The organism is Streptomyces sp. AC558_RSS880 (genome assembly GCF_019049255.1).
GTDB lineage: Bacteria > Actinomycetota > Actinomycetes > Streptomycetales > Streptomycetaceae > Streptomyces.
Window position 1 is genome coordinate 197,206 of record NZ_JAGMUJ010000030.1, and the last position, 11,940, is coordinate 209,145.

Below are 11,940 nucleotides of genomic sequence, written 5' to 3' on the forward strand. Positions count from 1 at the left end.
CGTGCGGCACCGCTCTTCCGTCCGGCGTGCTCCGGTGTGCTCCGTCGCTCAGTGGGCGGCGACGATCACCGGGGCCTCCGCGTTCTCGGCCGTCTCCCGCGAGCGGCGCTCGATGCCGGCCACCGCCGCCACGGCACCGATCAGGCACAGGACCCCGGTGACGACGACCGCGGAGTGCAGACCGTTGACGAACGCCTGGCCACTGCCCTCGACGACCGCGGCCTTGAGCTGCGCCGGCATGTCGGCGGAGACCGGGGCGATCCCCATCGTCACGGCGTCCTCGGCCTTCTCCAGACCGTGCGCCACGGGGGTCGGGACGCCCGCCCCGGTGAGTTCGCCGAACAGCGAGGAACCGACCTTGCCGGCGATCACGGTGACCAGCACGGAGGTGCCCAGCGCGCCACCGATCTGCAGCATCGTGGACTGCAGGCCGGACGCCACGCCGCCGTCCTCGACCGGCGCGTTGCCGATGATCACGGCGGCGGTGGCGGGCAGCACGATGCCGACGCCGAGGCCCAGCGCGATGTAGGGCGGCCACATCGTGGCGTAGGACGAGTCGACGGTCCAGGTGAGCATGGAGAACATGGCGGCGGCCGAGAGGGCCAGGCCCAGCGGGATCGTGACGCGCGGTCCGAAGCGGGCCGTGAGCTGGGAGCCGGCCGGAGAGGCGACCAGCGAGGCGAGCGACATCGGCAGCGTGCTGATACCGGCCTCGACGGGCGTGTAGCCGCGCACGTTCTGCAGGTACAGCATGATGAAGAAGATGCCGCCGAGCATGACGAAGAAGTTCAGCGCGGTCATGACGACACCGGTGCTCAGCGACCGGTCGCGGAACAGGCGCATCGGCAGCAGCGGGTGCCGCTGCCGGGTCTCGTACCGGCAGAAGACGGCCAGGAGCACCAGGCCGAGGGCGATGGAGCCGAGGGTTCCGGCGGAGGTCCAGCCCCAGGTCTCGCCCTTGACGATGCCGAAGACGAGCACGAGCAGACCCGCGGCGAGCAGGACGACGCCGGCGATGTCGAAGCGCTGCTCCCCGGCGGAGTTCCTGGACTCGGCGAGGACCGTCGCGCTGAACACCAGGGCGACGACACCGATCGGCGCGTTGATGTAGAAGACCCACGTCCAGTCGACGTGCTCGACGAGCAGGCCGCCGATGATCGGGCCCAGCGAGGTCGAGACGGCCGAGACCATGCCCCAGATGCCGACCGCGAGCCCGAACTTCCTCGGGGGGAACACGGCGCGCAGGATGCCCAGGGTGTTGGGCATGAGGATGCCGCCGCACAGGCCCTGCAGGGCACGGAAGAGGATGACGCCCTCGATGCTGCCGGCCAGGCCGATGGCGACCGAGGTGACGACGAATCCGCCGACGCCGACGAGGTAGTACAGGCGTCGGCCGAACCGGTCGCCGAGTTTGCCGCCGAGGATCATCGAGGCGGCGAGCGCGAGCAGGTAGGAGTTGGTGACCCACTGCAGTTCAGCGGTGCTGGCGTCGAGGTCCTTGCCGATCGCCGGGTTGGCGATGGCGACGACGGAGCCGTCGAGCTGCACCATGAGCAGGCCGAACGACACGGCGATCAGCGCGAGCCAGGGGTTGCCCCGGCGCGCGGCGGAGCGATCCACGGAAGTGGACGACATGGAGGAAGCCGTTTCTTTCTCAAAGGGGGACGAACGGAGTACGGGGGAGGGGCGCGGTTTTCGGGCGCGCCGAGTCGGCCACCCCGGCTGGAGAGCGGGTGGCTGGTACAGGAGCGCGGGGGATCGCCGACAGGGCGGAGAGGCAGCCCGGGCGGGTCCGTCAGCGGGTCGCGGCGTGAAGGTGGTGCGTCAGTGCTTTCAGCGCACCGAGCGCCGAACCGAGGGCGTCCATCTCCCCGTCGGTGACGGACCGCAGGGCCTGGCCGAGGAGGCGCTCCTCGAGAGCGCGCACCTCGGCGATCCGCCGACGCGAGGTCGCGGTGAGGTGGAGGTGGGCGATCCGCTTGTCGGCGCCGTCCTGGCGGCGCTCCAGTTCGCCCCGCTCCGTGAGCTGGGAGACGAGCGCGCTGACGTTGTTGGGCTTCATCAGCAGCGCCGTGGCCGCCTCGCCCACCGTGGCGCCTTCGTGCCGCGCGACGTACCGCAGCAGCGCCAGCTGTCCCTCGGGCGGCTTCGGGTGGGGGTACTCGCTCCCGACCCGCCGCTCCAGTGCCCGGTGCAGCGCGGGCAGACACGCCGTGAGCTCGGAAGCCACGTGCGCGATGCGCTGCTCGGAGGCACTGTTCTCGGACATATACGCAACCATAGGTATCCCGCCATACCTATGTCAAAGAAAAGCCCCGCGTGCCCCCGTTCCCGCGGGCAGTCGTGCCGCTGGGGCGGCACGGGTGGGCGCGACGGCACCCTGCAAGCGCCGGGCTGCGCAACACCCCCGGCCCACGGCCCACACCGACGGGCGTCAGTTCAACCGACGGACGTCAGTTCAGCAGCGCCCGCGCCGCCCGGGCCTCCCTCCGCACCTGCTCCCCGGCCGCCTCGTCCACCGCGGCGACCACCTCCGCATACGCCTCCAGCTCCCCGGCCCCCGCCAGGAACTCCCCCCGCTGCACCAGCAACCGCGCCCGCTCGTACCGCAGCCGCGCCGCGTGCGACGGAAGCAGCAGCGACAGCTCCACCGCCCACAGCCCCACACCCGAGTGCTCGGGCCGCGCCGCCGCCCACGCCCGCACGTTGTTCAGAACGCGCAGGACGACGTCCAACACCCCGGCGGGCGTCAGCATCGACGCGTCCAGCGCCGCCCCCGTCGCCCCCGCCACCAGCAGCTCCGCGTCGGCACCGGTCAGCACCCGCCCCCCGTCGAACGGATCGGCCAGCACCTGCCCCGAGCCCGACCCCGCGCCCGCCCCCGGCTCCCCGAATCCGACGACGAAGTGCCCCGGCAGGGCGACCCCGTACACCGGCGCCCCCGCCCGCCGGGCCACCTCCATCCACACCACCGACAGCAGGATCGGCAGCCCGCGCCGCCGCCGCAGCACCTCGTGCAGCAGCGACGACTCCAGCCGCTGGTAGTCGTCCGGAACGCCGTGGAAGCCGTACCGCACGCCCAGCAGCTCCCGCAGCGCCAGCGCCCACGCGCGCGGCGAACCGGGCCGGTAGGGCAGCTCACCGGCCAGCCGGTCCAGCTCCACCTCCACGGCGTCCATGCCCGCCTCGTCCAGCGCGCCGTCCGCCTCCGCGCCGATCAGCAGGCAGAGCGTGGACAGGTCCGGCCGCTCGCAGCGGGCCTCCTCGGCGAACCGCCGGCGCAGTTCCGCGGAGCGCTCGGGCGACGGGGGATGCGGAGGGCGCATACCCGGTTCGTGCCCGCTCACGGTGCTTCGTCACCCGCCGGAGCCGACGATTCCGGCGCGCGGTAGTGGTGGTACGCGTGGTGCGCGGCGAAGCCCATACCGGCGTACAGCGCCCGTGCCCCCGCGTTGTCGTCCTCGACCTGGAGCCAGGCGGCCGAGGCGCCCTCGTCCAGCGCCCGCCGGGCCAGCGCGGCCATCACGGCGGTCGCCAGCCCCTGCCGCCGCCGCGCCGGATCCACCTCGACCGCCGCGAAGCCGGCCCACCGCCCGTCCACGACACACCGCCCGATGGCGGCCGGCGCGTCCGTGCCGGAGCCCGGCACCGTGGCGAACCACACCGACGCCCCGCTCCCCAGCACCCGCAGAGCGACCTCGCTCACCCCCTTGCGCTGATACCGCGCCAGCCACGCCTCGTCGGCCTCCCGCGACAGCACGACCCCGGACGGCTCCCCGCCCAGGTCGGCGACCGGCGCCAACGGACCCACCCACAGCTCGGCGGTCACCTCCCGGACCCAGCCCCGCCGCTCCAGCTCCGCGCAGAGCAGCTCCTGCGTCCCCTCGGCACCGGTCGCGGTCTGCACGTACGCGGGCAGCCCGCGCACCGCGTACCAGCGGCGTACGGCCGTCAGCGCCTCGTCGAGCGGCACGCCCGGGTCACCGAGCGGCAGCACGGAGTTGGCCCGCCGCGTGAATCCCACCCGTCGCCCGGCCACCGCCCCCCATGGACGCTCCCTCGGAGCCGAATGCCCGGGGGGACCCCCATCGCGCGGCACCTCCCCGACTGCCGCCCGCAGCTCCCACTCGCCGAGCCGCTCGCTCTCCACGGGCCGCCACGCCCGCGCGGAGACCCGCGCCAGCTCCTCGTACGAGGCCGCGGGACCGCGCCGACGCGCCGGGGCGGAGGGCACGACCTTGCCCGCGACCAGCGCGGACTCCGCGATGCGGACACTTTCCCCGCTCTTCCTTGTGATCCGCAGCACACCGTTGTCCCATGATGTGAGAACACCGACCGTGTCGGTGAACTTCTCACCTGGGGGACCATGTTCGATCAAGCTCCGTACGGAGACCCGTTTCCCCACGTCAGCAGTGGTGATACGGACCTCGAGGCGCCCGGCGGCAGAGATTTCCACAGGTCAGTTCACCCCTCCTGTTCGGATCATGCCCAAGAACGGAGATACTAGGGGCGGGCATCGACGACGCCGCGCTCCCGCGCGCCAGGCGGCGGAGCCTGAGGAGGCCCGCCAGCGCCCTATCGAGGAGGAACGACAGCGTGACCTACGTCATCGCGCAGCCTTGTGTCGACGTGAAGGACAAGGCGTGCATCGAGGAGTGCCCGGTCGACTGCATCTACGAGGGCCAGCGGTCCTTGTACATCCACCCGGACGAATGCGTCGACTGTGGTGCCTGTGAGCCGGTCTGCCCGGTCGAGGCGATCTTCTACGAGGACGACACTCCGGAGGAGTGGAAGGACTACTACAAGGCGAACGTCGAGTTCTTCGACGAGCTCGGCTCGCCCGGCGGCGCCAGCAAGCTCGGCCTGATCGAGCGGGACCACCCGTTCATCGCCGCGCTGCCGCCGCAGGCGTAGCCGTCCCGCGAGAAGCGGCCCCGCAACGACGTGCCGCCTCGGTCCCGTACGGCCCGATCCTCCCGATCGCCGTACGGGACCGAGGCGTTTGCCGGACCAGAAAGTGAGCCCGTACCCGTGTCCGCAGTCTCCGACCGGCTGCCCACCTTCCCCTGGGACAAGCTGGAGCCCTACAAGAAGACGGCCGCCGCGCACCCCGACGGCATCGTCGACCTCTCGGTCGGCACCCCCGTCGACCCGGTGCCCGAGCCGATCCAGAAGGCCCTGATCGCCGCGGCGGACTCCCCGGGCTATCCCACGGTCTGGGGCACCCCGGAGCTGCGCGACGCGCTCACCCGCTGGGTGGAGCGCCGACTGGGCGCCCGCGGGGTCACCCACCACCACGTCCTGCCGGTCGTCGGCTCCAAGGAACTGGTCGCCTGGCTCCCCACCCAGCTCGGACTCGGCCCCGGCGACAAGGTCGCCTTCCCGCGCCTGGCCTACCCGACGTACGAGGTCGGCGCCCGCCTCGCCCGCGCCGGGTACGAGGTCTACGACGATCCGACCGAGCTGGACCCGGCGGGCCTGAAGCTGCTCTGGCTGAACTCCCCGTCCAACCCGACGGGCCGGGTGCTGTCCAAGGAGGAGCTGACCCGGATCGTCGCCTGGGCCCGCGAGCACGGCGTCCTCGTCCTCTCCGACGAGTGCTACATCGAGCTGGGCTGGGAGGCCGACCCGGTCTCGGTGCTGCACCCCGACGTCAACGGCGGGTCGTACGACGGCATCGTCTCGGTCCACTCCCTCTCCAAGCGGTCCAACCTCGCCGGTTACCGCGCCGCGTTCCTGGCCGGTGACCCGGCGGTCCTCGGTCCGCTGCTGCAGATCCGCAAGCACGGCGGGATGATGACCTCCGCGCCGACCCAGGCGGCCGTGGTGGCGGCCCTGGGCGACGACGAGCACGTCCGCGTCCAGCGGGAGCGCTACGCGGCCCGCCGCACCGCCCTGCGCGAGGCCCTCCTCGCCCACGGCTTCCGCATCGAGCACAGCGAGGCCAGCCTCTACCTGTGGGCCACCCGGGACGAGTCCTGCTGGACCACGGTCGCCCACCTCGCCGACCGGGGCATCCTGGTCGCCCCCGGCGACTTCTACGGCCCGGCGGGCGAGAACTTCGTCCGCGTGGCCCTGACCGCGACGGACGAACGCGTCCGCGCGGCAGTGACCCGACTGGCCGTCTGAACCCCGGCCCGGCCGTGGGCAGTCGTTCCGCGGGGCGGTGGGGGCACCTCCCATGCCCTTCGGGCAAGGGGGGAGGGTGGGCACAGCCACCAACGCCGGGCACCCGGCCGGCACACGGTCACTGCGCCCACGCAGGCACGCAAAACGACGGGGCCTGGGAACACGCCCCAGACCCCGTCGCCGTGACAAAAGCCGGCCGCAGGCCAACCCTCAGCCGACCGGCAGCTCCTTCACGGGCGCGTCCTTGGTGAGGGACCCGGCAGTCTTCTTCACGGTCTTACCGGTGGCCGGCGCCACCTTGTCGGCGTCACCCGCGGTCTTCGTGACGTCCTTCGTCACGTCGTCCACGGCGCCGCCGGCGGCCCCGTCGACAGCGGTCAGCGCGCCGAGGTTCTGGGCGGCCGGCAGCTCCGGAGCCGCACTGGCGGAACCGGCCGCACCGACCCCGGCAGCCGCTCCCGCAGCGACGAGCAGCGCGGCACGGGCGATCCGACGGGTCAGGGGGAGGGACATGGTGCTCCTTCGACGGGAGAGAACGATGACGCCGTGACTACCGCTCGACCGCCGGGAAGGTTGCGGCGGGGCAACGCAAAGAGTTGGCAATGCGTCGCATTATCGGCCGCACATGACGCCTGCGGGTGACCCCTCCGCACGCCTGCGCGGTCGCGCTACGGCAGGGTCGTGAGGGTCACGACATCCGCGCCGTCGGCCGAGTCCTCCGCGTTCTTGCCGTCCGTCGGCCGCCACTGGCTGTCGGTGTTCCCGGCCGTCCACTCCCGTCCCGCGTACGACACCCGCTTTATGCGCAGCTCGGAGGCGTTGGCCACGGCCCAGTGGGCCAGCTGCCAGCCGCGTGCCCCGGTGTCGGCACCCTCCTCGGCCGTGACCGGAAGCCGCACGGTCCCCCCGTCGGAGCCGCCGGAGTCCGCCGGAACGCTCACCGAGGGCGAGGGCGTCGCCCCCACCTCGGCACCGGCCGGTTCCAGGGTGTCCCGCCCGAAGTCCCGAGCCAGCGCGGCACGCACCGCGTCCGCACCCGCCGCCCGCGTCGCCGCCGGACGGCCCTCGCAGGTCAGCGTCGCCGCCGAGCGCCCGGTGAGGGCGGCGGCCAGCAGCGCGGCGTCCGGCTCGTGCTTGGCGTACGCCTGCGGGAAGCCGCTGCGCTGCACCCGCTGCGCGGCGACGGTGAGCGGCAGCCGGGTGTAGCCCGGCACCTCCTCCAGGTGCTCGTAGAACTTCCCCGCCGCGTACACCGGGTCCATGATCTCCTCCGGCGTGCCCCAGCCCTGCGAGGGACGCTGCTGGAACAGGCCCAGCGAGTCACGGTCGCCGTGGTCGATGTTGCGCAGCGCCGACTCCTGCAGCGCGGTCGCCAGCGCGATCGTCACCGCCCGCTCGGGCAGCTCGCGCGCGGTGCCCACGGCGGTGATCGTCGCCGCGTTCACCGCCTGCTCGGGCGTGAACTCGTACGTCGCCCCGTCGCCCTTGCCGGACACGACCTCGCAGCCAGGATCGCCCGCGCTCCCGGCGTCGTACCGCACCACGACGTATCCGGCGACCGCGGACAGCACCACGAGGCCCGCACTCCAGCGGAGGAAACGGCCGCGACGTGTGCGCTTTGAAGGAAGAGACGGCTCTGGCACGCGTACAAGGTACTGGAGAGTACGGTTCCATGTGAGCCAGGTGCGGACAGTGGTCCGGACTCCCGGCGCGCTAGGGTCGACCGCATGGCCGACACCCCGCTTGACCTCACGCTGGACGCCGCGCGCCTGACCGCGCAGCTCGTCGACTTCCCCTCCGTCAGCGGCACCGAGAAGCCGCTCGCGGACGCGATCGAGGACGCGCTGCGCGCCCTGCCGCACCTCACGGTCGACCGGTACGGCAACAACGTCGTGGCCCGTACGCGGCTGGGGCGCCCGGAGCGGGTGATCCTCGCCGGCCACATCGACACGGTCCCGATCGCGGACAACGTCCCCTCCCGGCTCGACGGCGACGGCACGCTGTGGGGCTGCGGCACCTGTGACATGAAGTCCGGCGTGGCCGTCCAGCTGCGCATCGCGGCCACGGTCCCCGCCCCCAACCGCGACCTGACCTTCGTCTTCTACGACAACGAGGAGGTCGCCGCCGACCTCAACGGCCTGAAGCACGTGGCCGAGGCGCACCCCGAGTGGCTGGAGGGCGACTTCGCGGTGCTCCTCGAACCCTCCGACGGACAGGTGGAGGGCGGCTGCCAGGGCACGCTGCGGGTGCTGCTGAAGACCACCGGTGAGCGCGCCCACTCCGCGCGGAGCTGGATGGGCTCCAACGCGATCCACGCCGCCGCCCCGATCCTCGCCCGGCTGGCCGCCTACGAACCGCGCTACCCGGTGATCGACGGCCTGGAGTACCGCGAGGGCCTGAACGCGGTCGGCATCTCCGGGGGAGTGGCCGGCAACGTCATCCCCGACGAATGCGTCGTCTCCGTGAACTTCCGCTACGCCCCCGACCGCAGCGAGGAGGAGGCCCTCGCCCATGTCCGCGAGGTCTTCGCGGACTGCGGAGTGACGGACTTCGTCGTCGACGACCACAGCGGCGCGGCGCTGCCCGGCCTGTCCCACCCGGCCGCGGCGGCCTTCATCGAGGCGGTGGGCGGCACCCCGCAGCCCAAGTACGGCTGGACGGACGTCTCCCGCTTCTCGTCGCTGGGCATCCCGGCGGTCAACTACGGCCCCGGCAACCCCCACTTGGCGCACAAGCGGGACGAGCGCGTGGACACCGCGAAGATCCTCGCGGGGGAGGAGCGGCTGCGGTCCTGGCTGACGTCGTGACGCGGACCGGGTTTGCGCCGCTGTGTTCCGGACATGCTCAGGTCCCTCGGACGTAACCCGCGTAGATCTACGCTGAGGTGGAACGACTGGCACGACGGAGGGAGCGCACATGGCTACCGGCAACCCCGAGGGGAAGCAGCAGCCGCCGGAGGAGAAGCGCCTGGGGCCGGTCCTCCGCCGGCGGGACCAGGTGCAGGCGAGCACCACCGACCAGCGGCTGCTGGACGAGCGTGCTCCGTCCGACTGGGTCCACACCGACCCCTGGCGGGTGCTGCGCATCCAGTCGGAGTTCATCGAGGGCTTCGGCACGCTCGCCGAACTCCCGCCCGCCATCAGCGTCTTCGGCTCGGCGCGCACACCGGTGGACTCCCCGGAGTACGAGGCCGGCGTCCGGCTCGGCCGGGGCCTGGTCGAGGCGGGCTTCGCGGTGATCACCGGTGGCGGTCCGGGAGCCATGGAGGCGGCCAACAAGGGCGCGTGCGACGCGAAGGGCGTCTCGGTCGGCCTGGGCATCGAACTGCCCTTCGAGCAGGGGCTCAACCCCTACGTCGACATCGGCCTGAACTTCCGGTACTTCTTCGTCCGCAAGATGATGTTCGTCAAGTACGCCCAGGGCTTCGTGGTCCTGCCCGGCGGCCTCGGCACCCTGGACGAACTCTTCGAGGCCCTGACCCTCGTCCAGACCCAGAAGGTCACCCGCTTCCCCATCGTCCTGTTCGGCACGGACTACTGGGGCGGCCTGGTCGACTGGCTCCGCCACACGGTCATCGCCCAGGGCAAGGCGGCGGAGAAGGACCTCCTCCTGTTCCACGTCACGGACGACGTGGAGGAGGCGGTGGCCCTGGTTTCGAAGGAGGCGGGCCGCTAGAACCCTGCGGAAGGGTGCTTTGAGGGTGCTTTGAGGGCGCCTTCCCAACTCCCGAGTCGGGTGGCTGGGTGGGCAAAGGCCGGAGGTCCGGGGGCGGAGCCCCCGGGGCCGGGACGGGAAGGGGCGGCGAGGGCGAAAAACCCCTACGCCAGCCCCCTCCGAGCAACAGCCGGCTCCCGCTCCCCGGCAATCGCCGACACCATGTCCAACACCTGCCGAGTCTCGGCAACCTCATGCACCCGATACACCTGCGCCCCCAGCCACGCCGACACCGCCGTCGTCGCCAACGTCCCCACCACCCGCTCCTTCACGGGCCGGTCCAGCGTCTCGCCGACGAAATCCTTGTTGGACAACGAAACGAGCACCGGCCACCCCGTGCCGACCATCTCCCCCAGCCGCCGGGTCGCCTCAAGACTGTGCCGCGTGTTCTTCCCGAAGTCGTGCCCCGGATCGATCATCACCGACTCCCGCGGCACCCCCAGCGAGACCGCCCGCTCCGCCAGCCCCACGGTCACCTCGAGGATGTCGGCCATGACGTCGTCGTACGTCACCCGGTGCGGCCGCGTCCGCGGCTGAGCACCGCCCGCGTGGGTGCACACCAGCCCCGCGCCGTACCGCGCGGCGACCTCCGCGAGCCGCGGGTCGACCCCGCCCCACGCGTCGTTCAGCACGTCCGCGCCCGCCTCGCACACGGCCTCACCGACCTCGTGCCGCCAGGTGTCCACGCTGATCACGACGTCCGGGAAGCGCCGCCGCACCTCGGCGACGAAGCCGACCGTCCGCCGCGCCTCCTCCTCGGCCGTGACCTCCTCGCCCGGCCCGGCCTTCACCCCGCCGATGTCGATGATCGCGGCGCCCTCCGCCACTGCCTGCTCCACCCGCAGGAGCGCCGGCTCGTCGCGGAACGTGGCGCCCTGGTCGTAGAAGGAGTCCGGGGTCCGGTTCACGATCGCCATGATGACCCGCTCGTGCGGTGCGAATTCCCGCCTGCCCAGCCTGAGCATCCCCTGTGACCTCTTCCTCGTACGATCCCGTTCCGGGCCGCCTCGAAACGCCCGGCGGCCCGACTGTCAGACTCGCATGGCACGATCGGAGCCACACATCCGACTCCGACTCATCCGACCGTGGGGGCCCCGGCGATGGTTATGTTCCTGTTCCTGGTCGTCGCGCTCGCCGTCGTGGTCGCCGCGGTGACCCTCGCCGTGGTGGGCGGCGGTGACAACGGCCCGCTGCCCGAGGCGGCCCCCGAGCGTCTGCGGGACACCCTGCCGCCCGACCGGCCGGTCGACCGCGCGGACGTGGACGGCCTGCGCTTCCCGCTCGCCGCCCGCGGCTACCGCATGGCCGACGTGGACGACGCCCTCGGCCGCCTCGGCGCGGAGCTCTCCGAGCGCGACGCCCGGATCGCCGACCTGGAGTCCGCGCTGGCCGGCGCCCGCGCCGCCGCGGCCCACATCTCCCTGGACAAGCCCGCCCCGCACCGCGAGGACGAGCAGCAGTGAGCGAGGAGGCAGCAGTGAGCGAGCAGCCGGCCGTCCCTGTCGGCCCGGACGGCCTCCCGCGCTGCCCCTGGGCCCTGTCCACCCCGGACTACGTGACGTACCACGACGAGGAGTGGGGCCGCCCGGTCCACGGCGACGACGCCCTCTTCGAGCGCCTCAGCCTGGAGGCGTTCCAGTCCGGTCTGTCCTGGATCACCATCCTGCGGCGCCGCCCCGGCTTCCGCGCCGCCTTCGCCGACTTCAAGATCGCCACGGTCGCGGAGTTCACCGACACCGACCGCGAGCGGCTGCTGGCCGACACGGGCATCATCCGCAACCGCGCCAAGATCGACGCGACCCTCGCCAACGCGCGCGAACTGGCCGGGTGGGCGCCCGGCGACCTGGACGCCCTGATCTGGTCCCACGCCCCCGACCCGGACGGCCGGCCGGCACCGAAGACCCTCGCCGACGTCCCCGCGGTGACCCCGGAGTCGACGGCCCTGTCCAAGGCCCTGAAGAAGCGGGGCCTGCGCTTCGTCGGCCCGACCACGGCGTACGCCCTGATGCAGGCCTGCGGGCTGGTGAACGATCACCTGGAGACGTGCGCGGCACGGAAATAGCCTGTCCGGGGGCGGAGCCCTCGGACAGGCCAGCC

General features: G+C 72.6%; 13 protein-coding genes. 6 read left to right on the forward strand and 7 right to left on the reverse strand.

Annotated elements, in window-relative coordinates:
- Positions 1–48: 48 nt before the first annotated feature.
- The 4 genes from KUM38_RS12865 to KUM38_RS12880 form a co-directional block, all read right to left on the reverse strand.
- The gene (locus tag KUM38_RS12865) at positions 49–1,635 is read right to left on the reverse strand and encodes an MFS transporter (protein ID WP_217129471.1); all 1,587 of its coding nucleotides are present in this window, start codon (positions 1,633–1,635) and stop codon (positions 49–51) included.
- A 160-nt stretch (positions 1,636–1,795) separates the two neighbouring features.
- The gene (locus KUM38_RS12870; protein WP_217129472.1) at positions 1,796–2,269 is read right to left on the reverse strand and encodes a MarR family winged helix-turn-helix transcriptional regulator; all 474 of its coding nucleotides are present in this window, start codon (positions 2,267–2,269) and stop codon (positions 1,796–1,798) included.
- Positions 2,270–2,453: 184 nt separating this feature from the next.
- Entirely contained in the window at positions 2,454–3,326 is an 873-nt protein-coding gene (locus KUM38_RS12875) for a transglutaminase-like domain-containing protein (protein WP_217129473.1), read from the reverse strand.
- Positions 3,327–3,343: 17 nt separating this feature from the next.
- Complete coding sequence (locus tag KUM38_RS12880) at positions 3,344–4,456, reverse strand: GNAT family N-acetyltransferase (protein ID WP_217129474.1); 1,113 nt, start codon at positions 4,454–4,456, stop codon at positions 3,344–3,346.
- A 140-nt stretch (positions 4,457–4,596) separates the two neighbouring features.
- On the opposite strand from KUM38_RS12880, the gene fdxA reads away from it, so the two are divergent.
- Both fdxA and KUM38_RS12890 read left to right on the forward strand, forming a co-directional pair.
- Positions 4,597–4,914 carry a ferredoxin gene (gene fdxA, locus KUM38_RS12885; RefSeq protein WP_004926152.1) on the forward strand — a complete coding sequence of 106 codons (318 nt, stop codon included), beginning with the start codon at positions 4,597–4,599 and terminating at the stop codon, positions 4,912–4,914.
- A 117-nt stretch (positions 4,915–5,031) separates the two neighbouring features.
- Positions 5,032–6,129 carry a bifunctional succinyldiaminopimelate transaminase/glutamate-prephenate aminotransferase gene (locus KUM38_RS12890; RefSeq protein ID WP_217129475.1) on the forward strand — a complete coding sequence of 366 codons (1,098 nt, stop codon included), beginning with the start codon at positions 5,032–5,034 and terminating at the stop codon, positions 6,127–6,129.
- 210 nt (positions 6,130–6,339) lie between these two features.
- Here KUM38_RS12890 and KUM38_RS12895 read toward each other — a convergent pair whose 3' ends face one another.
- Entirely contained in the window at positions 6,340–6,642 is a 303-nt protein-coding gene (locus tag KUM38_RS12895) for an ATP-binding protein (protein WP_217129476.1), read from the reverse strand.
- A gap of 155 nt (positions 6,643–6,797) precedes the next feature.
- Entirely contained in the window at positions 6,798–7,703 is a 906-nt protein-coding gene (locus KUM38_RS12900) for a heavy metal transporter (protein ID WP_374227052.1), read from the reverse strand.
- Between the two features lie 153 nt (positions 7,704–7,856).
- Between KUM38_RS12900 and dapE the strand changes: the two genes are divergently transcribed.
- Together dapE and KUM38_RS12910 are read left to right on the forward strand one after the other, a co-directional pair.
- A complete protein-coding gene (gene dapE / locus KUM38_RS12905) occupies positions 7,857–8,936 on the forward strand; it encodes a succinyl-diaminopimelate desuccinylase (RefSeq protein ID WP_217129478.1) in 1,080 nt (359 codons plus the stop codon).
- 109 nt (positions 8,937–9,045) lie between these two features.
- On the forward strand, positions 9,046–9,804 hold the full coding sequence (locus KUM38_RS12910) for a TIGR00730 family Rossman fold protein (protein ID WP_217129479.1): 759 nt from the start codon (positions 9,046–9,048) through the stop codon (positions 9,802–9,804).
- Between the two features lie 143 nt (positions 9,805–9,947).
- Here KUM38_RS12910 and folP read toward each other — a convergent pair whose 3' ends face one another.
- Positions 9,948–10,808, reverse strand: coding sequence for a dihydropteroate synthase (gene folP / locus KUM38_RS12915; protein WP_217129480.1), 861 nt, complete (start codon positions 10,806–10,808; stop codon positions 9,948–9,950).
- 141 nt (positions 10,809–10,949) lie between these two features.
- Here folP and KUM38_RS12920 point away from each other — a divergent pair, with 141 nt between their 5' ends.
- Both KUM38_RS12920 and KUM38_RS12925 read left to right on the forward strand, forming a co-directional pair.
- Positions 10,950–11,306: a DivIVA domain-containing protein gene (locus KUM38_RS12920; RefSeq protein ID WP_217129643.1), complete on the forward strand. Its 357-nt coding sequence runs from the start codon at positions 10,950–10,952 to the stop codon at positions 11,304–11,306.
- Between the two features lie 14 nt (positions 11,307–11,320).
- On the forward strand, positions 11,321–11,905 hold the full coding sequence (locus KUM38_RS12925; protein WP_217129481.1) for a DNA-3-methyladenine glycosylase I: 585 nt from the start codon (positions 11,321–11,323) through the stop codon (positions 11,903–11,905).
- The last annotated feature ends 35 nt before the right edge of the window (positions 11,906–11,940 follow it).

Excerpts from the sequence above, each read along its gene's own strand:
- KUM38_RS12865 (WP_217129471.1), bottom strand. The coding sequence starts at position 1,635 with ATGTCGTCCACTTCCGTGGATCGCTCCGCCGCGCGCCGGGGCAACCCC.
- KUM38_RS12920 (WP_217129643.1), top strand. The coding sequence starts at position 10,950 with ATGTTCCTGTTCCTGGTCGTCGCGCTCGCCGTCGTGGTCGCCGCGGTG.
- KUM38_RS12870 (WP_217129472.1), bottom strand. The coding sequence starts at position 2,269 with ATGTCCGAGAACAGTGCCTCCGAGCAGCGCATCGCGCACGTGGCTTCC.
- KUM38_RS12875 (WP_217129473.1), bottom strand. The coding sequence starts at position 3,326 with ATGCGCCCTCCGCATCCCCCGTCGCCCGAGCGCTCCGCGGAACTGCGC.
- KUM38_RS12895 (WP_217129476.1), bottom strand. The coding sequence starts at position 6,642 with ATGTCCCTCCCCCTGACCCGTCGGATCGCCCGTGCCGCGCTGCTCGTC.
- folP (WP_217129480.1), bottom strand. The coding sequence starts at position 10,808 with ATGCTCAGGCTGGGCAGGCGGGAATTCGCACCGCACGAGCGGGTCATC.
- KUM38_RS12910 (WP_217129479.1), top strand. The coding sequence starts at position 9,046 with ATGGCTACCGGCAACCCCGAGGGGAAGCAGCAGCCGCCGGAGGAGAAG.
- dapE (WP_217129478.1), top strand. The coding sequence starts at position 7,857 with ATGGCCGACACCCCGCTTGACCTCACGCTGGACGCCGCGCGCCTGACC.